General features: G+C 61.7%; 15 protein-coding genes, 3 tRNA genes and 1 pseudogene. 14 read left to right on the forward strand and 5 right to left on the reverse strand.

The genetic code is table 11. The features are described from left to right. Together AB5Y99_RS00200 and dauA are read right to left on the reverse strand one after the other, a co-directional pair. Positions 1-88, reverse strand: a tRNA-Ser gene (locus AB5Y99_RS00200). 183 nt (positions 89-271) lie between these two features. Beyond that, on the reverse strand, positions 272-2,008 hold the full coding sequence (gene dauA, locus AB5Y99_RS00205) for a C4-dicarboxylic acid transporter DauA (protein ID WP_368208310.1): 1,737 nt from the start codon (positions 2,006-2,008) through the stop codon (positions 272-274). Positions 2,009-2,495: 487 nt separating this feature from the next. Between dauA and AB5Y99_RS00210 the strand changes: the two genes are divergently transcribed. Together AB5Y99_RS00210 and AB5Y99_RS00215 are read left to right on the forward strand one after the other, a co-directional pair. Continuing rightward, positions 2,496-2,571, forward strand: a tRNA-Asn gene (locus AB5Y99_RS00210). A 2-nt stretch (positions 2,572-2,573) separates the two neighbouring features. Further along, a tRNA-Asn gene (locus AB5Y99_RS00215) sits at positions 2,574-2,649 on the forward strand. A 224-nt stretch (positions 2,650-2,873) separates the two neighbouring features. On the opposite strand, the gene AB5Y99_RS00220 is transcribed toward AB5Y99_RS00215, so the two are convergent. After that, on the reverse strand, positions 2,874-3,863 hold the full coding sequence (locus AB5Y99_RS00220) for a DUF2860 family protein (RefSeq protein ID WP_323893852.1): 990 nt from the start codon (positions 3,861-3,863) through the stop codon (positions 2,874-2,876). A 276-nt stretch (positions 3,864-4,139) separates the two neighbouring features. Between AB5Y99_RS00220 and AB5Y99_RS00225 the strand changes: the two genes are divergently transcribed. The 9 genes and pseudogenes from AB5Y99_RS00225 to AB5Y99_RS00265 all read left to right on the forward strand — a co-directional run bounded on the left by AB5Y99_RS00225 (position 4,140) and on the right by AB5Y99_RS00265 (position 15,774). Further along, the gene (locus AB5Y99_RS00225) at positions 4,140-4,625 is read left to right on the forward strand and encodes a YqhA family protein (protein ID WP_005333692.1); all 486 of its coding nucleotides are present in this window, start codon (positions 4,140-4,142) and stop codon (positions 4,623-4,625) included. Positions 4,626-4,752: 127 nt separating this feature from the next. Next, the gene (locus AB5Y99_RS00230) at positions 4,753-5,202 is read left to right on the forward strand and encodes a hypothetical protein (RefSeq protein ID WP_100653541.1); all 450 of its coding nucleotides are present in this window, start codon (positions 4,753-4,755) and stop codon (positions 5,200-5,202) included. 4 nt (positions 5,203-5,206) lie between these two features. After that, entirely contained in the window at positions 5,207-8,209 is a 3,003-nt protein-coding gene (locus AB5Y99_RS00235) for a YncE family protein (RefSeq protein WP_368208312.1), read from the forward strand. Next, positions 8,209-9,048, forward strand: a complete 840-nt coding sequence (locus AB5Y99_RS00240) for an FTR1 family protein (RefSeq protein WP_106842947.1) — start codon at positions 8,209-8,211, stop codon at positions 9,046-9,048. Before AB5Y99_RS00235 ends, AB5Y99_RS00240 begins: the two co-directional genes overlap by 1 nt. Positions 9,049-9,150: 102 nt before the next feature. Then, on the forward strand, positions 9,151-10,575 hold the full coding sequence (locus AB5Y99_RS00245; RefSeq protein WP_368208314.1) for an NAD(P)/FAD-dependent oxidoreductase: 1,425 nt from the start codon (positions 9,151-9,153) through the stop codon (positions 10,573-10,575). Between the two features lie 126 nt (positions 10,576-10,701). Then, on the forward strand, positions 10,702-11,262 hold the full coding sequence (locus AB5Y99_RS00250) for a hypothetical protein (protein WP_323893843.1): 561 nt from the start codon (positions 10,702-10,704) through the stop codon (positions 11,260-11,262). A gap of 106 nt (positions 11,263-11,368) precedes the next feature. After that, positions 11,369-12,622: pseudogene (locus tag AB5Y99_RS00255) on the forward strand (hypothetical protein); the annotation flags it as partial. Between the two features lie 132 nt (positions 12,623-12,754). Next, positions 12,755-14,449, forward strand: coding sequence for a hypothetical protein (locus AB5Y99_RS00260; protein ID WP_323893841.1), 1,695 nt, complete (start codon positions 12,755-12,757; stop codon positions 14,447-14,449). 113 nt (positions 14,450-14,562) lie between these two features. Beyond that, on the forward strand, positions 14,563-15,774 hold the full coding sequence (locus tag AB5Y99_RS00265; RefSeq protein ID WP_076491839.1) for a Bcr/CflA family multidrug efflux MFS transporter: 1,212 nt from the start codon (positions 14,563-14,565) through the stop codon (positions 15,772-15,774). 76 nt (positions 15,775-15,850) lie between these two features. Here the strand turns inward: AB5Y99_RS00265 and nhaD are convergent, their stop codons facing one another. After that, positions 15,851-17,275, reverse strand: a complete 1,425-nt coding sequence (gene nhaD / locus AB5Y99_RS00270; RefSeq protein ID WP_368208315.1) for a sodium:proton antiporter NhaD — start codon at positions 17,273-17,275, stop codon at positions 15,851-15,853. Between the two features lie 107 nt (positions 17,276-17,382). Further along, positions 17,383-17,850, reverse strand: a complete 468-nt coding sequence (locus AB5Y99_RS00275) for a DUF4357 domain-containing protein (protein WP_368208317.1) — start codon at positions 17,848-17,850, stop codon at positions 17,383-17,385. Positions 17,851-18,047: 197 nt separating this feature from the next. Between AB5Y99_RS00275 and AB5Y99_RS00280 the strand changes: the two genes are divergently transcribed. The 3 genes from AB5Y99_RS00280 (at position 18,048) to AB5Y99_RS00290 (ending at position 22,350) form a co-directional block, all read left to right on the forward strand. Beyond that, positions 18,048-18,728, forward strand: a complete 681-nt coding sequence (locus AB5Y99_RS00280; RefSeq protein WP_368208319.1) for an ABC transporter ATP-binding protein — start codon at positions 18,048-18,050, stop codon at positions 18,726-18,728. A gap of 30 nt (positions 18,729-18,758) precedes the next feature. After that, positions 18,759-21,188, forward strand: a complete 2,430-nt coding sequence (locus tag AB5Y99_RS00285; protein WP_368208320.1) for an FtsX-like permease family protein — start codon at positions 18,759-18,761, stop codon at positions 21,186-21,188. Between the two features lie 88 nt (positions 21,189-21,276). Continuing rightward, entirely contained in the window at positions 21,277-22,350 is a 1,074-nt protein-coding gene (locus AB5Y99_RS00290) for a lipocalin-like domain-containing protein (RefSeq protein ID WP_368208321.1), read from the forward strand. Positions 22,351-22,553: the final 203 nt, after the last annotated feature.

Here is a 22,553-nt window from a genome sequence, read left to right on the forward strand (position 1 = left end):
TGGCGGTGAGGGAGGGATTCGAACCCTCGATACGTTGCCGTATACACACTTTCCAGGCGTGCTCCTTCAGCCACTCGGACACCTCACCAAATTTTTGCTCACTGCTTTATGTGCTTGAGCTGCACATTCGCTTGCGAACCATGCCGCGTCGACGGGGCGTAATGTAAGGGATACGATGGCTTTTGGTCAATGCAATTTTTTACTTTTTGCGTTCGTTTGCTCAATATCCGAACCAAGTGACCAAAAATATGCCATTTCGTATCCCTTTCAATCAATTTACTGCCGCTTCGTGCAAATGTTCACCTTTGAGCGCCTCTTCCAGCGAGCCGTAGAATTCCAGCTTGCCGGGCTGCGGCCGCACCTTGGCGCGTGCCAGAGTCTTGAGCGGTTGGAACTGCAACTCGGCCACCCGCAACTCGACCCCGGCTTTGGCCATCTGCTTGCCAAAGTGGAGGAAGGCAGACAGGCCGCCCGCATCGAGGATGGAGACCGCCTCCATCTGCAACACCAGCACCTTGTGCCCTTTCACTTGCGCTTCCAGCTCGGCAAAGACCCGTTCGGCCGCAGCGAAGAAGAGCGGGCCGTTGATCTTGTAGAGCAGGCAATTGTTCGGCACCTCATGGGCATAGCGTTTGTGCTCGGCCAAGTCGTGCAGTTTGGTCATCTTGGCGATTTCGCGCATAAAGAGCAGGGATGCCAGGATCACCCCGAAGGTGATGGCGATGACCATGTCGAAGATAACGGTGAGCGACAGGCAGACCAGCAGCACCAGCACATCGGATTTGGGCGCGCGGCGGATCAGCTCCACCACCTTGTGCGCTTCACTCATGTTCCAGGCCACGATGAGCAGCAAGGCAGCCATGGCCGAGAGCGGCAACCAGGAGAGCCAAGGGGCCAGCACCAGAATGGCGGCCAGCACCACCAGCGCATGGACGATCCCCGAGACGGGGGACGTAGCGCCGGCACGCACGTTGGCGGCAGAGCGGGCGATGGCGGCGGTAGCGGTAATGCCGCCAAAGAAAGGAGCGAAGATGTTGCCAAGCCCCTGCCCCACCAGTTCGGCGTTGGAGCTGTGTTTGCGACCGGTCATGCCATCGAGCACCACAGCGCAGAGCAGCGACTCGATCGCCCCCAGCATCGCCATGGAGAAGGCGGCAGGCAGCAGCCGCTCAACAGCCGCCAGGTTCCATTCAACTGGCAAGCCATCAGGTCCGGGCAAGGCCCAGGGCATCACCAGGGTCGGTGCGATGGGCGGGATCCCCATCCCCTGGGTGCCATCGGCCAGGGTATAGCTGAATTTGCTGCCGATGGTGGCCACATCCACCCCAAAGTAATGGAGGCCAAAACCCAGACCCACCCCGACCAGCACCGCGGGCAGGTGGCCGGGCACCGGCAGACGCAGGCGCGGCCAGAGCAGCAGCACGGCCAGTGTTGCGACCCCCACCAGGGTATCGCCCCACTGCCAGCTTGGCAGGGCGGCGGCCAGCGCTTCGACCTTGCCCAGATAGGTTTCCGGCATCTCGGGCACGCTCAGTCCAAAGAAGTCCTTGATCTGCAAGGTGGCGATCACGATGGCGATACCACCGGTAAAGCCCAGCGTCACTGACGGGGGAATGTACTCGATAAGGCGGCCAAGACGGGCCATCCCCATCGCCACCAGAAAGAGGCCGGAGATGAGCGTTGCCATCAACAGACCACCGACCCCGAACTGCTGGGCGACCGGATAGAGGATCACTACAAAGGCAGCGGTCGGGCCGGAGATGGAGTAACGGGAACCACCGGTCACGGCGATCACGATACCGGCGATGATGGCGGTATAGAGACCGTGTTGCGGCGGTACACCGCTGGCAATGGCCAGCGCCATGGCGAGCGGGATGGCGATGATGCCCACCGTCACACCGGCAATAAGATCACGGCCGAAGCGGGCCATGCTATAGGGTTCATCAATACAGGACTGGCGTAAGGCTATGGCGAGCTTCACGCTATTTAAAGAGGCTTGCTTGTGCATGTATATCGTAATACCAGAAGAGGGAGATAAAGGCCGGAGAGATCCGGCGCCCGATCATCATCAAGGGCCGGCAGGGCTGTCGACGCGGCGATGGTATCCTGCGTAACCTTACTCCAGACGGGCCATTTTTTCGATGGGCAGGATCAATGAAACGCGCGCTCACCCATTATTTGGCCTATTTGCCGCCAAATCGCCGATCTTGACTCCAGCTCTCCCCCTTTTAGCCACAAAGATTACCATTTGAGCCTCACCAGATTGCCAGCACGTTCGCGACATCATGCTGGCATCATCAGGTTGATGCGAACCGAACCAATGCCCCCTGGGCCGGTTGGGGGCGGTGATGGCAAGAGACTGATTGTGCTGAAAATAAACCGCAAAGCGCAACTTTTGGGCAAACAGTCCGAAAATCCGGTTTTCGGGGAGTTCGCGGGTTGACACCCGCCGCCCTGGTCATTAATATTCGCCCCGTCTTAACGAGACAGGCAATTCCTCCTTAGTTCAGTCGGTAGAACGGCGGACTGTTAATCCGTATGTCACTGGTTCAAGTCCAGTAGGAGGAGCCAATTCCCTCGTAGTTCAGTCGGTAGAACGGCGGACTGTTAATCCGTATGTCACAGGTTCAAGTCCTGTCGAGGGAGCCAAATTCTAAAGCCCAGCCTTTTGGCTGGGCTTTTTCGTATCTGCTGTTCGCCTCCTTCCCTGTCACGCGCGCCCTTCAAATGCCCTCTGTCATAACGCCTCTTGCCTGCATGTGATGACCAACCTGCATACAGCTTGAATTGTCTATTGAGCGCCATCCCATAAACAAAGAGCTGGATTGACCAGCCCCTTTGTATGCACCTCATCTCACCGCCGGATGCCGGGATCAGAAACGGTAGAGTAGACCCGTGGTGATGCTGGTGGCGCGAATATCGTAAAAGTCGATCCCGGAGTCTGCATTGGCGTAGCTGGCGCTCAGGAGTGCAGAGAGCGGCGCAATGCCAAACAGCTGGTGCCAGAAGAGGGTGGCATCGATAGCCATGTCGCGGCTGTCGGCACGCAGGCCAAACAGCGGATTGGCCTCGTCATAGTCGCGCTTGCCCAGATAGAGGTTGCTGACGAACGACCAGCGAGGTGAGGTTTTGGCGTAGGTGAGCTGCAACCCCTTGCTCACATAAGACTCGGCGCTACCTGCCAGATCAGCCTTCTCATAGCGCAATGCTGGCTCGAGGAACTGATCGTCTGTTAGCCGGAACTGGTAGGAGACCTCGGCGGAGTTGACCCGGCCATTGCGATCCAGCATATCCATCACAGCGCGACCATATTGCTCGCCGCTGGACTCCCCATCCACCTTGACGTCGCGGCTGGTGATGCTGCCACTGAGCGCACTGCCCCAGATGTTGTCCCACGCCAGACGGGCGCCGCGGGATCGCACGTCACTCTGCTCGCGTTCCACACCCACAGCAAAGGGATCGCGCCAGACCTTGACCGGGGTGGCATTGAACACCAGCGAACCGGCCACGATCCCCTTGTCCCCCAGCTGCTGGCGCAGCCCGAACTGCTGGGTACCGTCGCCACGAATGGCATCCTGAATGAGGTTGCCCAGGAACAACTGGCTACCGGTGGAGGCAAAGGTGTAGCGCAGATCGCCGTTGATCACCGGATCAAGGTGGCGCTGCTGCGCCGCAGCACCCAAAGTGTCAATCCGCTCGCTACCTGCACTCCCCGTTGCAAAATTGGACTTGGTCTCGCCAACGCTGGCCCCCGCCAGCACACTGCCGGAAAAACCAGACTCCCCGGGAATGGCCCCCAGCTCTTGTGCCTGAACCCCGCTTGCAACCAGCATCCCCATACTCAACAGCAGACCAATACGCATCGCAACACTCCTGGCAAGCGGCCACAAGAGTGGGCCGAGCCTGATAAATAGGAGGGAGGCAGTCGCCCCCCAGTATCGAGAAGCGGCATGTTACGGCAGGGAAAAATCACAAATAAGACAGCGGGATGCGGTTTTATTTTTTATGATGGCTTTTTATTTTTTTATAGGCGCAAGCAGGGGGCGACCCGGCATAATCAGTCCCTACAGTCGTGCACGCTGTGGGCTGCTCGCGCCATACTCACTCTATTTACCCCTGTTCCCAACATCGGAGTTCTCATGCGTCGATTCAATTTCATGCTCAATGGCAGCAGATTGATGATGTTCCCATTCTACATTGGCATCCTCATCTGCGTGGTATTGCTGATGGTGAAGTTTGCTATGCAGCTCTATCAGCTTTCTGTAAACATTTTCGAGATCCCCTATCTGGACCTCATTACCGGCGTGCTGACCCTGGTGGACTTTATACTGGTGGCCCAGATGCTGATCCTGGTTGCTATCTGTGGCTATGTGCAATTTATTCAGACGGAAGAGCAGCGCGCCTCCCTGAGCAGCAACTGGCTTAGCAAGATCAACTTTGCCTCCCTCAAGCTCATCGTCATCAACTCGCTGGTGACTATTGCCGGAGTGGAGGTACTCAAAGCCTTCCTCGAAGATGGCATCATCAATGAAGTCGATATGAAGTGGTCCGTGGTGGTATTTCTCGCCTTCTCGCTGGCCGCGCTCATCTATGCGGTGACCGAGCGGATGGCGGAGCATAAATAGTCGAGCCTGATCACTGTGCTTGTTCAGCCTTGATTCACCAGCAATACAATTGATAACACTTTTCATTATTTTTACTGCGTTATAAACTTGCTCCCCCCGGGCTGCCCGCCCGGGTGCTGGAGCCTTTATGACAAGCCTTTCTCTCTCACCCCGACAATTCTGGCAGTGGCTGGCCTACCACCATCAGGCCGCCGAGGGCACCCTCTATCTGATGTTCTTCTCCGGCCTGCTGCTGTGGGAGCCGCTGACCCCGCTCTGGTCGCTGGCACGCTGGAATCTGTTTTTCCATGTGATGCTCTCGCTCACCCTGTTCCCGCTGCTGTTTGGCGCCTTCTGGCTCTCCCATCGCAGCTTGTTGAACCGCAGCAACAAACCCTTTTTACGCACCACGGGGCGGATTATCGAAGCCCTGCTGCTGATCTGTCTGGCCAGCGGCCTGCTGCTGGTGCTGCACGGCACTCCGGGCGATGCCACGGGCAACCTCGCCAGCTGGGCCCACTGGCTGAGCGCATTGGCGTTAACTCCTCTGGTGCTGCGCCACGCCTGGCGCTGGACCATCTTGAAATGGCGCTCCTGATCCCATGTTGAAGTCATCTCTTTGTGCATGTTTGTCACCCCTGTTGGCACTCGTCCTGCTGCTGGCCAGCCCCTTCGCGTTTGCCCAGCAGATGAGTTCAGGGATGCTCGCCTATGAGGAGGGAAGCGCCCCGCGCCTCGTCACCGCCAACCTGAGCGCAGGCTCGGTCACCCTGCTTGAGCGCGATAGCGGCAAGCGGCTCAAAGAGGTGCCGCTGGGCGGCGATCTGCGCCAGCTGGCCCGCGCCGATGATGGCACTCTGCTGGTCACCGACTACAGCGGCGATCGCCTGCTGCTGCTGGATGATGATCTCGATCTGGAAAAGGCGATCCCCACCGGCCATAGACCCTATGGGGTCATCTTCGATGCCAAACGGCAGTGGTTCTGGGTCACGCTGTTCGAATCCGCTCGCCTGCAAGCCTACGACACCGCGGGCAACCTCCAGCTGGATGCAGAAACCGCCGAGACTCCCCGCGGGCTGGCATTGACCAACGACGATCGCCTGCTGCTCACCCACGCCATGACCGGCCAGCTCGCCATCTATGATCTCGCCAAGCTTGGCAATGGCGCCAAGGGAGCTTCGCTTCCCAAGCCCAAGCTCATCACCCTGGCCGAGACCCATAGCGACACGCCGAGCGACTCTCAGGGATTGCCGCGCCTGCTCGATGGCATCGCCCTCTCCCCCGATGGCAGCGAGGCCTGGCTGCCCCATGTGCTGTGGAGCTTCAGCCACCCCTTCCAGTTTCAGAGCACCGTCTTTCCGGCCGTCTCCATCATCGATCTCGATGAGGAGAAAGAGCGGGTCGATGAAAGAAAACAGCTCTTTTTGCAGATCAACCTGCCAAGCGTCGGCAACCGCAGCCAGATCGTCTCCAACCCGTTTGCTGCGCGCTTCGCCGCCGACGGCAAGCGGGTCTACCTGACGCTGGCGGGCTCGGAAGATCTGCTGGTGTTCGACCTGTCGCGCAGCGGCAAATCCAACAACAACCGCCACCGCCGCAAGAAGTTTCAGGGGGGCGCCAAGGCGACCCAGCTATTGCGTCACCTGCCGGGCCAGAATCCGCGGGATCTGCTGATCGACGGTGACCATATTCTAGTGCACAACGCCATGGGGCAGGATCTTACCCGCCTCAATAGTGGCGGCAGCGGCCCGTTTGCCCGAGTCACCGTCGATGTGCCCCACTTTGCCAGGCTGGTAGAGACGGATCCGCGCCCCGAGCCGCTTCAGCGCGGCGAGCGGCTGTTCAACCTTGGTAACACAGCGTCCAACTCACGCTTCCCCATGGCGGGGGACAACTGGATGAGCTGCAACTCCTGCCATCTGGACGGGTTCAACTTCACCAACCGCTATCTGATGGCGGCCCATCGCCAGAAGAGCGGCGACAACGCCATAAACGGCCACGCCAACCTCACCAACATGGTGGCGGGGGATTTTGTCGGCGAATACCTGCGCATGACCCAGCAGACCCAGGGCGGCATGGGGCACGACCCCCGCGATGGGGCCGAGGCAGTTGACCCCGCGAGGCCCCAGCCGGAAGTGAAAGCGATGATGGAAGATCTGCACGCCTTCGTCACCGCCGATGGCAACCTCCCCTATCTCGCCAACTGGCTGCGGCTCGATGCCCCGCGCCCTGACCTTGACAATCAGCCCGCCAAGGCGCCGACCTCCCACCCCAGGGAGTGGCTCAACTCCGCCTCCTGCCAGAACTGCCACAGCCAAGCGTTCAAGGATTGGAGCGAGAGCAACCACCGGCTGATGGGCAACTCCCACCCCTACTACAAGGTGGTGCAGGCGCTGGCCCGCGAAACCGAGGGGGAAGCGTTCGGCCAGTGGTGCCAAGGCTGCCATATGCCCCAGCAGGTGATGACCGGCCAGATGGAACTGCCCAAGGGCTCCCACATGTTCGAGCAGGGCGGCGCCACGCTGATTGCCGCCCACAAGACGGGCGAGCCGGTGGTTGAGGAAGGTACCGGCTGTGTGCTCTGCCATCGCATCACCAAGCTCGAGGATGCGGGCGGTAACAGCGCCTTTACGGTGAATTTGAAAGACCGCGAGAGCTATGTGTTCGAGGATGCCCCGGGTGGCAGCCTCCAGCACTGGCTGGCGGAGCGGCAGATCAACGCCCGTCCGGCGGCCCACAAAGCCTCCTATCAGAAGGATTTCTACCGCGACGCGGCCCTGTGCAAGTCGTGCCACAACGAGTTTGCCCCGGGCACAGGTGCCAATATCGTCAACACCTGGGACGAGTGGGAAAAATCCAGCTTCGCGAACGCGGAGGATCCCGCCAAGCGGCGCACCTGTATCGACTGCCATATGAACCCGGAGCCGGGCAATGGCGGTGCGCCGGTGGCGGGCCAGTCCACCGAAAACGGCACCATGAAAGCGCGGCTCTATCGCCACAACTTTACCGGCGCCCAGCACCAACTGGTGGGGCTGCGCAATCCTGAACTCGAGCAGGAAAGTCTGGCCCTGCTGCGCTCCGGCGCTACCCTCTCCGCCCGTATCGAACAGACTGCCGATAGTCAGCGGTTGGTGGTGCGGGTCGCCAATACCGGCGCGGGCCATGCCCTGCCCACCGGGGTGGCCGATTTTCGTGAACTCTGGCTGGAGCTGACCGTCACCGACGCCAGCGGCAAGCTGGTGCTTGCCAGCGGCCAACCGGTGGATGGTGCTGTCCCTGAGGATGCGCGACTGTTCAGAAAAGTATTCGGCGATGCCGAGGGCAAGCCGGTGGGGCTCAAGTTCTGGCGCTACGCCAAGCTCTTGGAAGATACCCGCATTCCGGCCGATGGCTGGCGCGATGAAGCCTGGCCGCTACCCGCAGATGCCCAAGGGCCCTTCAAGGCCGATATCAAACTCAATTTCCGCACCTACCCCAAGTGGGTCAATGATGCGGTGCGCGCCGCCGAGCCGAGCTTGCCGGAGCCACCCATAGTGCAGCTAAATCGGTTGCAACTTGCCTTGCAGCCTCTCCCCGTCACGCCCGCTACGGAGCCTCAATCCTGATGTTTGCAAGTTTTCTCATTACCCTGCGCGAGGGGCTGGAAGCCTTCCTGCTGGTCGGCATCTGCCTCTCCTACCTCGCCAAGCTGGGGGCGAGCCGCTACAACAAATTCATCTATCTGGGGGTGGGGCTCGGCCTTATCGCCTCCCTGATCGTCGCCTTCCTGTTCCAGGTGGTGGTGAGCCAGTTCGAGAGCGAGCGTTACAACCACCTCTTGATGGCGGGGATCCTCATCTTCGCCACTCTGGTGCTCACCTATATGGCGATCTGGATGCAAAAGCAGGCAAAATCCCAGGTGGGGGCCATGACAGCGCGCATCGATGCGGCCATCGATGGCGGCAACCTGTTTGGTCTGGTGCTGCTCGCCTTCCTCGCGGTGATGCGCGAAGGGTTTGAAACCGTGCTCTTCTTCTCCGCCCTGCTCTATTCGGGGCAAGGGGTGGATCTGCAATCTGGCCTGATGGGCGCGCTGGCGGGGCTGCTGGTATCCATCGCGCTGGTATGGGGGCTGCTGCGCTCCACCCGCAAGGTGGCGCTGGCCCCCTTCTTCCGCTGGACTGGCCTGCTCATCATCATCATCGCCGCAGGCTTGCTCTCGTCTGCCGTCAACATGTTGCAGGCGGCAGATATCATCACCTTCTGGACCACGCCGGTGTTCGACATCAGCCACATTCTCGACGATCAGGGGGTATTTGGTACCTTCCTGCGCGCCCTGTTTGGCTACAATGCCTCACCCGCTGGCTTGCAGCTGCTGACCTGGGCCCTCTATCTGGCGATCTTCGTTACCCTCTGGCAGCGCAGCTATCGCCCGCAGGTAAGTGCCGCGACTGGCAAGGGCTGAGCCAACACGCCCTGTGGTAGCAAGGCTACGGGGTAACAACACCATTCGGGAGCCGCGCCTTGGCGCGGTTTCCTTATCTATCAAGCAGTTTCGGAATAGGTCATGAGCGATAACAACAAGAAAAGCATTGCAGTGCTGGGCGCTGGCCCCGCCGGTTTGATGGCGGCCTGGCGCCTGCGCTGCGCCGGTTTTGCAGTCACCCTGTTCGAGCAGGAGCCGGTGGTCGGCGGCATGTGTGCCACCCAGACCTTCCAGGGGCGCGATGGTGAGTATCGCTTCGACTACGGCGGCCACCGCTTTATCACCAAGAACCCCGAGCTGCTCGCCTTTATCGACGAGCTGATGGGGGACGATCTGCTCCACGCCGAGCGCAAGAGCGTGATCCGCTTTGGCGGGCGCACCTATGACTACCCATTGAACCTGCCCAACCTGCTCAAGACGGCTCCGTTGGCCCTGATGGCCGGGGCGGTGAAAGACTTGCTGCTGTTGCCATTTAGCAAGAAGCCGGACGATTTTACCAAGGCAAGCTTTGCCGAGTGGATCCAGAGCCACTTTGGTCGCACCCTCTACCGCCAGTTCTTCGAGGGCTACACCGGCAAACTGTGGGGCATCAACCCGGACAAGCTCTCCGCCGACTGGGCCGGTCAGCGCATCAGCCTGATCGATTTGAAAGACGTGGCGCGCCGTCTGCTGCCAAGACGCAACGGCAGTATCTCGGTACGCACCTATGCCCGCAAATACCGCTACCCCAAATACGGCTTCGGCCAGATCTTCACCACTCTGGGGGAGCGGCTGGTGGCCGAAGGGGTGGAGCTGAAAACCGGCGCCACCATCACCCGCCTTGAGCAGGCCGATGGCCGCATCGAACAGGTTTATTGGAAACAAGATGACGTTGAGCAGAGTGCCGCCTTCGATCAGGTGATCTCCACCCTGCCGCTGCCGCTCACCTGCCAGCATCTGGGCTTACCGTGCGATCTGCACTACCGGTCGCTTCGCTTCGTCAATATGCCGCTCAAACAGGAGAACCTGTCGGATAACACCTGGCAGTACCTCTCCGACCCCCATATTCTGGCCACCCGTCTGCAGGAGCCGCGCCGCCGCAGCCCCTTTATGGCGCCCCAGGGCCAGACCTCGGTGATGCTGGAGATCCCCTGCAATCCGGGGGATGCCACCTGGCAGGCACCGCTCTCTGATCTGCGCGGTCGGGTCACCGCTGATCTGGCGAGCCTTGGCGTCGATACCGCCAAGCTTGGCGATGAAACTTTTGAAGCCCGCAGCGAATACGCCTATCCGCTGATGGATCTCGGCTATCAGGCGCGCCGCAACGAAGCCATCAAGGCACTGATGCCCATCACCAACCTCATCATGACCGGCCGACAGGGGACATTCCGTTATATCTTCACCGACACCGCCATGGAGATGGGGATGATGGCTGCCGACATGGTGATCGACGGGGTGGACAGACGCCACGCCATCTTTAACCATCGCAACGAAAACACCGTGATCGAAACCCAGAGCGTGGCGTGAGGCTTGTCGGTGTCCAACAGGTAGACAGACGCCGCAACACCTTTAACCATCGCAACGAAAATACCGTGATTGAAACCCAGAGCGTGGCCTGAGTGCCGCGCCATTGGCATAAGTAAGGAGAACAGGATGACCATCCGCCCGGGTTTACTCGCCCTCACCCTGCTGCTGACCCTGAGCGGGCAGGCGCAGGCTTACTCCTACGCCGCCGCCGGCAAGGAGCCGCTGATCGACGCCCGCGAAGCGCTGCTTGGCGCCGCCACTGGCGGCAAGGATGCCAGCACCACCTTGAGCGAGATTGCCGACGAACTGACCTATCTGGAGCAGCACCACAAGGTGGAGCTGCAAGGGCCGCTGGCCGCCGCCATCAAAGCCAAAGACGCAGCAGCCACCGCGGCCCTGCTCAACCGCGCCTACAAGGCGGAGATCGAGCGCCGCCTCGAAGGGGCCTGCCAGAATCTTGGCGACTACCAGACCGCCAAGGTGCTGGTGGTCAAGAGCAAGCGCTTCCTCGATCTGATCCTCCCCTCCCTTAGCGAGGGGGATCGCAAGGCAGCGGAACAGGCGCTGGCCAAGGTGCTGGATGCCATCGGCAACCCGGGGGTATTCGGGGTGGGCGCCAAGCCCGCCGATGCCGCAGCCTTTAGCGATGCAGAAAAAGCGCTGATGGCCGTGCTGGCGCCGCTTTGATGGCCTCTCATTGATGATGACAGCCCCCCTCATCCCCAACCCTTCTCCCGCAAGGGGAGAAGGGGGGCGTCACCACGGCCGATTACGCTTCGCTAATCGACGCTACTTGCTGATCCTGCTGCAACTGGCCTGGCTTGGCTGGCTGCTGGCCTTCCCGGTGGCGCTCGATTCCGACGATGCCCTCAATTTCGCCCACGGGGTGACGCGCTTTAGCGTGCTGGAGTTCTCCCCCCACTTTCCGGGCTACCCCGCATTTATCTGGCTGGCGCGGCTCATCAATCTGCTGGTGGACGACCCGGCCCGTGCGGTGCAGTGGGCAAGCCTGTTGGGCACAGCCCTGCTGGCGCCGCTCGCCGCCTTGCTGGCGGTCAGATTGTGGCAACGGCCAAACCTGCTCGCCCCCGTCTGGCTGCTGGTATTGGCACTGCCGCTCACCCCGACGCTGGCGCTCTCCAGCCTCTCGGACGGGCCGGCGCTCGCCGCCTGGCTTGGAACGCTCTTGGCCTTGCAGCCGCGCAGAATTGCGCTGGCGGGTCTACTGCTAGGCCTCATGCTGGCGCTGCGACCCTCCTATTTTGTGTTGGCGCTGCTGCCCCTTTGGCTCGGGATGGCGCAGCAGGGCACCCGCATCAGGTTTGTGCTCCCCATCATGCTGGTGGGGCTTATCAGCCTGCTGTTTGTCTGGCAAGCCGATGGCTGGGCCTATTTCAGCGAGGGGCGCCGCTTTACCGACGGCCACTTTACCCTGTGGGGCAACACGGCGGCAGCCCATGGCGATCGACTGCTGAGCTGGGCGCGCACCTTCAACGATCAGCTCACCCCGCTTTGGCCCTTGGCTGTTGGGGCGCTGCTGGTACTGCCGCTTTGGCAAAGAGCAAAAAACCACCCTGCCGCCCTCTCCCCACTCTGGACACTCTACTGGCTCGCCCTGCTGCTCTGGACCCTGTTTGGCCAGAACCCTGACAATCCCCGCCATCTGACCCCCGTCACCCTGCTCGGTATTGTGCTGCTGGCAGGCTGGCTGCCACGTCGTGGCGAGTGGGTGGTCGCGGTGGCCGGATTGCTGCTGCTCGGCGCGACCTTCACCCTGCCCCGTCCGCCCGCCATGATGCAGGCGGCAAGGCTCGCAGAAAAAGCGTGTCCGGCATTGGTAACCCAGTGGGGCGTGCGGCTGCTGCGGGAGAACACGGCACTGCCGGTGACCGATGGCTGGTACAAGGGAGATGCGGCGCTGGCGCTCTCTCGGGGAGCCTGTCGCCTCAGTCGCCGCCCCATCGCTGCGAGCGAGATGCCCACTGCAGTGCGCCAGCACTGGTTTGCCCCGCGCTTTGCCGCCGAGCCCGGCCTCTGGCTCGCCATTCCCTCGCTGCAGACAACCCATGAGAAAGTGACAAAAAACACAGAAAGAACACAAAAAACCGCCAAGGCAACTAAAAAAGAGGGGAACAACTCGGGTACACTCACTGCGCATCCATAACAGACGAGTCTCCTTATGCGTGTAACCAGAGAGTGGCTGTGGGTTTTGTCGGTGCTGACCGGTGCCTGTGTCCTCCTGTTGCTGCCATTCTGGCTGCGCGGCGGTAGCCAAGGCCATGATCTGTTTCACCACCTGCTCTCCGGTCACTTCTTTGCCGTGCAACTGTGGCAAGGTGAGCTCTATCCGCGCTGGTTGATGGAGATGAACGGCGCCTTTGGCAGCCCGGTCTTTTTCTTCTATCCCCCCCTGCCCTACTATGTGAGCGCCCTGTTCGCCGGCCCTACCCCACTGGCCCACGAGGCGATGACGCCGCTGCTCTGGAGCAGCAGCGTGGCACTCTGGCTCTCCGGCCTGTTTGCCTATCTCTGGTTGCGCCCCTTTGCCGGCCACGGACGGGCGCTGGCGGCCAGTCTGCTCTATATGGCCCTGCCCTATCATCTGGCCATCGATATCTACGCCCGCTTTGCCCTGGCAGAGAGCTGGGCCTTCGTCTGGGCGCCGCTGGCACTGCTGGCTCAGGATCGCCTCTGCCGCGGCGCCCCCTTTGCGCTACTGCTGCTCGCACTGGCCGTCTCCATGCTGACGCTTTCCCATCTACCAAGCACCCTGCTCATTCTGGGCTTGCTCACCCTGCGCAGCCTGCTGCTGGTCTGGCGCTACAAGGGGAGCACAGCGCTTGTCAGTGTCCCTATCACCGCCTCCCCGCTTATCGGCACCCTGCTGGGCCAGCTCTGGGGGTTGGCGATGGCCAGCCTGTTGCTGCTGCCCGCTCTGCTGGATCAGGGGGGGATCTCCATGGAGCAGATGCGCACCGGCATGTTCGAATTTCAGCGCAACTTTCTCGATCGTTTGCCCCAAAGCCGTGATGACTGGCGCTTTCGCGGCCATCTCACCTGGCTGACGCTGCTCACCCTGGCTCTGCTACTGGTAGCTTGGGCGGCTGCCCGCGAGCCGCGCCATCCCGAGTTGCTGCTCTGGGGGGTCATTGGCACCCTGAGCTTTCTGATGATGCTGCCACCAAGCGAGCCCCTGTGGCGCCTGCTCACTCCGTTGCAACTGGTGCAATTTCCCTGGCGCCTAAATCTGCTGCTGGTCATCGCTACCGTCGCCGTGGTGGCGCTGGGTACCCCCACCTATCGCCCGTGGCAGTGGGTCTGGTGGCTACTGCTTGCCCTCACCCTGCTCTCGCAGGGACTCTATGTACGCGAGGCGCCGCTCACCCAGGCTCCCGTAAAGAGTCAGCTCGACGGGGAGTTCGACAGCAAGCGCAGCGCCCGCGAATACCGACCAAAGCAGGTGCCACGCGGCATGTTTGCCCCCACCCTGCTGGCCTGGAAAGAGGAATTCCAGCCCGCCATCACCAGCGACCATCAGGGGGTGAACTGGCAGATCCAGCGCTGGCAGCCGCGTCATATCGAATTGACGGTGGATGCCCCGGCACCCGCCAAGCTGGTCCTGCACCAGTTTGATTACCCGGGCTGGCAGGCAAGGCTCGACCAGCGCCTGCCGCTGAGCGTCAGCAGCACCCGCAACGGCCTGGTGCAGGTCTGGGTGCCTGCCGGACAACACAGCCTCACCTTTACCCTCACCGCCCGCTGGCCGGAGCGGCTCGGGTACGCCATCTCGTCGCTGGCCTGGCTGCTCTGGCTGGGGGGGGTGATCCGCGCAGCGCGCCCGCATGACCGCAAGCGTGATTCCCAAGGTGCCTGAGCGGCCGGGCACCTCCCCCTTTTGAGGGGGCAGGAACGTCATGCCGAGCGGGGGCAAACCTGATAGACTCGCCCTTCTCCCTTTTTCAACCAAGGTTCACCAGCGGATACCCTATGCCCCAATCGCCAACAGCTCAGGCTGCCGCCCTCTCCCCCCGTTTCCTGTTTATCCTGCTGGGCGCCCTGGCGGGTTTGACCCCGCTGGCGGTGGATATGTATCTGCCCGCCATTCCGGCCATCGCCCGGGATCTGGCCACCAGCATCGACGGCGCCCAGCTCACCATCAGCGCCTTTCTGGGCGGCTTTGCCATCGGCCAACTCTTCTACGGCCCGCTGGCCGACAGCTATGGCCGCAAGCCGGTGATCCTGGCGGGGCTGGTGATGTTTGCCATCGCCTCGGTGGGCTGCGCCATGGCGGACTCCCTGCCCGAATTGCTGGCCTATCGGATGTTGCAGGCGGCAGGCGGCGCGGCGGGTTCTGTGGTGGTCAATGCCCTGCTGCGCGATCTGTTCGAGAAGGATGCATTTTCTCGCGCCATGTCGTTCGTCATTCTGGTGATGACGCTCGCGCCGCTGGTAGCGCCGGTGGTGGGCGGCTATATCAGTGCCCACGCCGACTGGCGGGTGATCTTCTGGCTGCTGGTGGGGATCAGCCTGCTGATCTGTCTGGTGATGCAGTGGAAAATTCAGGAAACCCTGAAACCGGAGCACCGTCAGCCGCTCAAGATCGGCCAGATCCTCAAGAACTACTGGGGGGTGCTCTCCCATCGCGGCGCCATGGGTTATGTGCTGTGCGGCTCCCTCTCCAGCTCCGGCATGTTCGCTTTCTTAAGCGGATCCCCTTACGTCTATATCGAGTATTTCAAGGTGCCGACCGAGCACTACGGCTGGCTGTTTGGCCTCAATATTCTGCTGATGATGGTGGTCACCTTCGTCAACAGCCGACTGGTGAAAGGGGTGGGCGCCGAGCGGATGCTGCAATATGGTCTGCTGGTGCTGCCCTGCGCGGGCGCCCTGCTGGTCTATAACGCCTGGAGCCAGACCGGCGGCCTGTGGGGTATCGTCATTCCGGTGGTACTGTTTGTCGGCCATATCAGTCTGGTGGGCGCCAACGCCATGACCGGCCTGATGGGCCACTTCCCGCAATCTGCGGGCACTGCATCGGCACTGGCGGGCACCCTGCGCTTTGGCATCGGCGCCCTGGTCGGCATTCTGGTCAACCTCAATCCGCCCCACTCGCCACTGCCGATGGCCATCGCCATCGCCTGCTGCGGCGTAGGCTCCACCCTGAGTTACTGGCTGCTGACCGGCAAGCGAGGCGATTGATCCCCCTCCCTCCTGTCAGGAAAACGAAAGAGGCTTCCGTCAACGGAAGCCTCTTTTCGTACTGGCGCCCAGACGTTCAGAACTGGGCACTGTTGAGCCAGAGGTGCGCCCCTATGCTCACCAGATAACCGAGCAAGATGGCTGGCAGCCACTTCAGGTGGCCAAAAAAGGTATACATGCCGTGGGCCTGTCCCATCAGGGCCACCCCGGCCGCAGAGCCGATGGAGAGCAGGCTGCCACCCACTCCGGCGGTCAGGGTCACCAGCAGCCACTGCCCCAGCGCCATGTCCGGGTTCATCGACAGCACGGCAAACATCACAGGAATGTTGTCGATGACGGAGGACAAGACCCCGATAAAAACGTTGGCCATGGTGGGATCCGTACCGTCATACAACCAGTGTGATACCAGCTCCAGATACCCCATAAAGCCCAGCCCACCGACACACATCACCACCCCGTAGAAGAAGAGCAGGGTATCCCACTCCGCCTTGGCCACCTTGTTGAACACGTCAAATGGCACCACAGAACCCAGACTGCGCAACCGCACCTCATCGCCATTGCGTTCATAGAGCGCACGCTTGCGGGCAAGGGATCGCGGCAGCGATTTGCGCAGATAAAACCCGAAAAACTGCAGATAACCGAGCCCCAGCATCATGCCCAGTACGGGTGGCAGATGGAGGAAACTGTGGCATAGCACCGCCGTGATGATGGTCAGCAAGAACAGCGCGACGATGCGGCGGGCCCCCCGCTTGAGATCGACCACCTCGTTATCAGCCTCCGGCACATGACGCGGCACCATCAGGCTCATCAGGATGGCCGGGACCAGAAAATTGAGCAGAGAGGGAATAAGCAGGGTGAAGAACTGGCCAAATTGCACCTTGCCCGCCTGCCACACCATCAGGGTGGTGATATCGCCAAAGGGACTGAACGCCCCTCCGGCGTTGGCGGCGATCACTATGTTGATGCAGGCAAGATTGACAAAACGCCGATCACCGTTGGCCACCTTCAACACCACGGCGCACATCAAGAGCGCTGTGGTCAGGTTGTCTGCCACTGGCGAGATACAAAAAGCAAGCCCGCCGGTCAACCAGAACAGGGTGCGTAAGTGAAAGCCGGATCGCACCAGCCAGGCGCGCAGGGCATCGAACAGCCGCCGATCCTCCATGGCGTTGATATAGGTCATCGCCACCAGCAGGAACAGCATCAGCTCGGCATATTCCAGCAAGGTATGGCGGAAGGCCTGCTCGGCGACAGGGCTCATCCCCTGCTGTGCATAGGCGATACCGATCAGGATCCAGATCACCCCGGCGGCCACCAGCACGGGTTTGGACTTGCGCAGTTGCAGATACTCTTCAGCCATCACCAGGGCGTAGGCCAACACAAACAATCCGACACAAAAAAGTCCGACTGAAGAGGATGTCAACAGAACAGGGCCACTACTGGCATGGGCGGAAGGGATAAACAGGGACAGCAGCAAAATAACAGGGGTGAGCGCAGACATGGTCTCTTCCTTTTAGAACCGTCTGGCAATCATGCTAGCACCTGGATGAAAAGAAAAATTCATCCAGGTCAATTAACGCTTAATTGGTTTGCTGTCGAAACGCGGGATTATTTCTTGCCGAAACCCGACCGCTTGAGGGTATAGCCTGCGCTGTTTTGCCAGGCATCCAGACCGCTGCGGTTATTGCCCGCCACCAGACTGGCGGCCAGACTCGGGCTGTTGAACAGCTGATCGGCGGTAAAGACAAAGCCGCCCTGACTGCGGGGCACTATGACCCCCTTCTCCAGCAGTTCGTGACGCAGCTCGATCACCGCTTCGCGCAGAGAGGCTGCATCCTCGCCATTGGCAGTGGAACCGGCCAGCACCATAAAGCCCGGATTTTGCCGCTTGCCCACCGGATAACCGTGGGCCTCGGCCCCTTTGCCGTTGAAGTGGTAGAGCTCGCGCTCCCCCGGCCGGTTGTCGGAGAGTGCCTTTTGCAGGGTCATCAGCTCGTTGTAGATCTCGATGGGGACGACGGCAGCCTGCTTGTTGCCCTTGCTATCGATGATAAAACTGACTTGCTTGTGTAACATCCTTGCTCATCCTGTGACCCATGGAAGCCCCTATTCTAACCACCTCGGGCAAGCGGGATCCAGCGAGGATCCACTGCTCTTTTGCCGCCTTGATCACTAACTGGCACTCTTGATCAACCGTAAGGGGTGTTGATCAATGCTGGCCGTGCTAGCGTACCAAGCATGATGAAAGCCATTGACCATCAAACGGTTATCCCATGCTGACCCTGCGCAACCTCTGCAAGAGCTTCGATAACGGCAGTGAACGACTGCCGCTGTTCCACCATCTCGATCTCGCCCTCCCCGCTGGCGAGATCACCCTGCTGCTGGGCCAAAGCGGCTGCGGCAAATCCACCCTGCTTAATCTGATCGCCGGGCTGATTGCACCGGACGAAGGGGAGATCTGGCTGGGGGAGACCCGGATCGACACCCGATCCCCCGACGAGCGGGCGCGCCTGCGGGGCCGCCATTTCGGCATCGTCTATCAGGATTTCAACCTGCTGCCGACCCTGACGGTGGCCGAGAATCTGGCCCTGCCGCTGGCCATCAACGGGCTGCCACCGGATGAGACAAAGATTGACCAGTTGCTGCACCGGCTCGATATGAGCCACAAGCGCCATGCCTGGCCGGAGCAGCTCTCCGGCGGTCAGCGACAGCGGGTGGCGCTGGCCCGCGCCCTTATCCATCAACCCCAGTGGCTGCTCGCTGACGAACCCACCGGCAGCCTCGATGAGCACAATGCCGAACAGGTGATGGCGTTGATGGTGGCGGCAGTGCGGGACACAGGCGCAGGCTTGCTGCTGGTGAGCCACAACCCCGCCTATGCCGAGCTGGCCGACAGGGTGCTGCGCCTCGAAGGGGGTCAACTTATCGAGCTCAAGGGGCCCCGTCATGACTAAACGGCGACTGCGTCTGTCGGGGGCTCGCTGATGCTGCCACTCAAAGCGCTGCTGCGTCTCTATCGCAGCCACCCCTGGTTGCTGCTGATGAGTCTGGCCGGGCTGGTATTGGGGGTATCGCTGGTGGTGGCCATCGAGCTGCTCAATCACAGTGCCCGCACCAATTTTGTCGCCGCCCGCAGCCAGCTGGCAGGGGAAGCCAACTACCGGCTGGCCCCCACTGGCGGGCTGGATGAGCAGCTTTACGTGCAGTTGGTCACCAGCCAGCCCGCCCTCGATGCCATGCCCCAGCTCCATGGCTGGCTCAAAGATGAGCAGGGGCGCAGCTTTCAACTGCTGGGAATGGATCTCTTCAACCCCGGCCCGCTGCGCCAGCTGTTTGGCGCCCAACCCGCAAGCGAGCCCGCCTTTTCCTTGAACCGTGCCGACAGCATCTGGCTGGCGGCCCCCGAAGCGGAGCGCCTTGGCTGGCAAGCGGGCCAGAGCCGCCGCTTTGTATTGGGCGGCAGCGATGGCGTCAGCGCCCGCCCCCTGATCCTGACGCTGGCGGGCACCTTCGAGCCGGGCGCCGTGCCCATGGAGCGACTGCTGATAACCGACATCGGCCTCGCCCAGCCCTTGCTGGGCAAAGCGGGTCGGCTCGATCGCATCGTCTTCAAGCTAAGCGAATCAGAAGCTCGCACCCTGCAGGCCACCCTGCAAACCGATTACCCGAACCGGCCCTTGTGGCTTGAGCCCATCAGCCCGGCGCTCGATGCCAGCCAGCTTGGCGATGCGCTGGCCCTTAACCTGACGGCGCTGTCATTGCTCGCCATGGCGGTAGGATTGTTTCTGGTGTTCAACGCCCAGCGCTTCGTGCAGAGCGTGCGTCGCCCCCAGCTGGCCCAGTTGATCATTCTGGGAATGGGGCCGAGTCGGATGCTCCGCTGGCTCATTCTGGAGCTGCTTATTCTCGCCACCATCGGCACCCTGCTCGGGGTGCTGCTCGGCAGCCTGTTGGCCCTCGCCCTGATGGGACAACTGACCCAGGCGCTGGCCGATCTCTATGGGCCCAACCCCATCGATCTTCTTCGCCTCTCCCCTGTGAGCCTGCTCAAGGCACTGTTGATCGGGCTGTTCGGCACGCTGGCCGCCAACCTGCCCGGCTGGTGGCAACTGCTGCGCCAATCCCCCCTCGAACTGCGCGCCGGCAGCAGCCGTCCCCCCGCTCACCCGTGGCGACGGCGCGTGCTGGCCATCGCCATCTTGCTGCTGTGCGTCCTCTGCCTGTGGCTGCCACAAACCGGTTTGACCGGCTCCCTCTTTATCGCCGGCGGCTGGCTGCTGGCCATGGCGCTCTGGCTGCCCGATGCCCTGCGCGGCCTGCTTGGCTGGTTGAGACGGCGCGCGGGCGGCCCCCTCACCGCCCGGCTCGGGGTGGCCGAGACTCTCTATCACCTCGATCGCACCGCCATCGCTGTGATGGCGTTGCAGCTGGCCATCGCGGCGGCCATCGGCATCGGGGTCATGGTGTCGAGTTTTCGCTCCAGCGTGGAGATCTGGCTCGGCCAGCGTCTGGCCGCCGATCTCTATGTCACCGCCCCCAAGGGGGTGGCGGGCAACAAGGACACTTTGAGCGACACAACCCTTAAGACCCTGCTCGCCAATCCGCTGGTAAGCGCCGCCTCGCGCCGCTCGGTTCACCCAGCCCGCTGGCAGGGGCAGCCCATCGAGTGGGCGCAGATGGACTTGATCCCCCAGCTTAAAGCGGCCTATCCGCTGCTGGCCGGACGCTGGCCGACCCGCCCAGACGAAGTGCTGGCGAGCGAGCCGCTGACGGTGCGCCTCGGGGTCAAGGTGGGCCAGACATTGGCGATCAGCGGCGAGCAGGGGCCAAGGCAGTTCACCGTCACCGGCGTCTATCAGGATTACGGCAGCGACAAGGGGCAGATCCTGCACGCCTTCGAGGCTGGGGCGGTGCAATCCCTCGCCCTCTTTGGCAACCATCCCGAGCAGCTGGCCGACCACCTGCGCGAGCGCTTTGGCGAGCAGCTCAATCTGCTCTCCGCCCCCGCCATTCACAGCGCGGCCCTCAAGGTGTTTGACCAGACCTTTGTGGTGACCGAGCTATTGAAACTGCTGATCCTCGGCATCGCCTTTGTCGGCATAGGCTCGGCCTTTATGGTGCTGGGGCTGGCGCGCCGTGGCGAGCTGCAGATCTTGCAGAGTCTGGGCTTGAGCCCCCGCCACTGCCGCCAGCTGCTGGTGTGGCAAGGGGCTGGATTGGGGCTGCTTACCGCCCTGCTGGCTCTGCCGGTGGGGTATGGCCTCGCCTGGGTGCTGATCGAGGTGGTCAACCCTCGCGCCTTTGGCTGGCGCCTCGCCTTCGAGGCCGCCCCCCTTCATGCGGTCACCGCCCTGTTGCTGGCGCCGGTCTGTGGCGCACTGGCATCCTGGTATGCAGCAAGGAGAGTGGTATGAGCCAACAACCGCGAGATACGCCAGCATGCTGGCTCTCACACCTGATACGCGGCGCACTGGCATCCTGGTATGCGGCAAGGAGAGTGGTATGAAACAGATCAAAGGGTGGCCGCTGGCGCTGGGTATGCTCTGGACGCTCTATAGCGGAGCTATCGCTGCCAGCGATCTGGGCGCCCTGCTCGGCGGCGGCAACGACAGCTTTAAAAAGGTGCTGCCGGGGCAAACCATCACACTGCCGGAGGATCACGCCGCTCACCCCGATTACCGCTCCGAGTGGTGGTATCTCACCGGCAATCTCAAGGATGAGCAGGGGCGCGAATATGGCATGCAGTGGACCCTGTTTCGCCAAGGGATCGAGCAAGAACTCCGCACCGGCAACCCCTGGCTCACGCCCCAACTCTGGCTGGCCCAGTTTGCCATCACGGATCTCGACCGTGGCAGCCACCAGCAAGATGAACGGGCCAGTCGGCAGGGGCCGGGACTGGCGGGGGCCAGCGGCGGTCAATATTGGCTCAGGGAGTGGCGGCTTGCCTCGCAAGGGGCAGCGCTGTTCCCCGCAACCCTCAAGGTACAGAGCAAGATTGGCGAGCTGAACCTCACCGTCACTGCCGCCAAGCCGCTAGTGCTGCAAGGCAAGGCCGGTTACAGCGAGAAGAGCCCGGGCAACGCCTCCTTTTACTACTCCTACCCGCGCCTGCAGCTGAGCGGCACCCTGACTCGTGATGGTGAGACCCGCACCGTCACCGGCCAAGGCTGGTTTGATCACGAGTGGAGCAGCTCGGTATTGGCCGAATGGCAATCGGGTTGGGACTGGTTTTCCCTGCAACTGGCCGATGGCCGCGAACTGATGCTGTTTCGCCTGCGCACCAAGCCGGGCCGCGCAGAGCCTGAGAACCGCTACGGCATCCTGATTGAGCGGGACGGCAGCAGCCGGGTGCTCGCCCCCGACGCGATTCGCCTTACCCCGGGCAACACCTGGCGCGGCCCCAAGGGGCAGGATTACCCCGTTGAGTGGCAGCTAAATGCCGCCGGAATGAACCTCACCATCAAAGCTCGTCAGCCCAATCAGGCCATGACAGGTCGCTTTGAATACTGGGAGGGGGCGGTCTCTGTCTCGGGGGATGCCAAGGGGGTCGGCTATCTGGAGATGACCGGCTACTGAACCCCCTCGACAAACGTGGCAGGTCTGCTCGATGACCCGAAACCCATAGCCCTTATAACAGGGCATCACAGTGATATTGCCCAGACACTTCTGTCAGTTGGCGCCAGTAGCCAAGGATGCCTTATCTGTTTATTTATCAAACACCCTCACCCACTCACCCCGCTGCCAACTTGGCTCAAGCCTGATCCCAGTCAAAAAACCTT

The organism is Aeromonas sp. R4-2, from assembly GCF_040908295.1.
Taxonomy (GTDB): Bacteria; Pseudomonadota; Gammaproteobacteria; order Enterobacterales; family Aeromonadaceae; genus Aeromonas; species Aeromonas veronii.

What these genes read in the sequence shown, in the direction of transcription:
- dauA (WP_368208310.1), bottom strand. Translation starts at nt 2,008, where the DNA reads ATGCACAAGCAAGCCTCTTTAAATAGCGTGAAGCTCGCCATAGCCTTA.
- AB5Y99_RS00220 (WP_323893852.1), bottom strand. Translation starts at nt 3,863, where the DNA reads ATGCGTATTGGTCTGCTGTTGAGTATGGGGATGCTGGTTGCAAGCGGG.
- AB5Y99_RS00225 (WP_005333692.1), top strand. Translation starts at nt 4,140, where the DNA reads ATGCGTCGATTCAATTTCATGCTCAATGGCAGCAGATTGATGATGTTC.
- AB5Y99_RS00230 (WP_100653541.1), top strand. Translation starts at nt 4,753, where the DNA reads ATGACAAGCCTTTCTCTCTCACCCCGACAATTCTGGCAGTGGCTGGCC.
- AB5Y99_RS00235 (WP_368208312.1), top strand. Translation starts at nt 5,207, where the DNA reads ATGTTGAAGTCATCTCTTTGTGCATGTTTGTCACCCCTGTTGGCACTC.
- AB5Y99_RS00240 (WP_106842947.1), top strand. Translation starts at nt 8,209, where the DNA reads ATGTTTGCAAGTTTTCTCATTACCCTGCGCGAGGGGCTGGAAGCCTTC.
- AB5Y99_RS00245 (WP_368208314.1), top strand. Translation starts at nt 9,151, where the DNA reads ATGAGCGATAACAACAAGAAAAGCATTGCAGTGCTGGGCGCTGGCCCC.
- AB5Y99_RS00250 (WP_323893843.1), top strand. Translation starts at nt 10,702, where the DNA reads ATGACCATCCGCCCGGGTTTACTCGCCCTCACCCTGCTGCTGACCCTG.
- AB5Y99_RS00260 (WP_323893841.1), top strand. Translation starts at nt 12,755, where the DNA reads ATGCGTGTAACCAGAGAGTGGCTGTGGGTTTTGTCGGTGCTGACCGGT.
- AB5Y99_RS00265 (WP_076491839.1), top strand. Translation starts at nt 14,563, where the DNA reads ATGCCCCAATCGCCAACAGCTCAGGCTGCCGCCCTCTCCCCCCGTTTC.
- nhaD (WP_368208315.1), bottom strand. Translation starts at nt 17,275, where the DNA reads ATGTCTGCGCTCACCCCTGTTATTTTGCTGCTGTCCCTGTTTATCCCT.
- AB5Y99_RS00275 (WP_368208317.1), bottom strand. Translation starts at nt 17,850, where the DNA reads ATGTTACACAAGCAAGTCAGTTTTATCATCGATAGCAAGGGCAACAAG.
- AB5Y99_RS00280 (WP_368208319.1), top strand. Translation starts at nt 18,048, where the DNA reads ATGCTGACCCTGCGCAACCTCTGCAAGAGCTTCGATAACGGCAGTGAA.
- AB5Y99_RS00285 (WP_368208320.1), top strand. Translation starts at nt 18,759, where the DNA reads ATGCTGCCACTCAAAGCGCTGCTGCGTCTCTATCGCAGCCACCCCTGG.
- AB5Y99_RS00290 (WP_368208321.1), top strand. Translation starts at nt 21,277, where the DNA reads ATGAAACAGATCAAAGGGTGGCCGCTGGCGCTGGGTATGCTCTGGACG.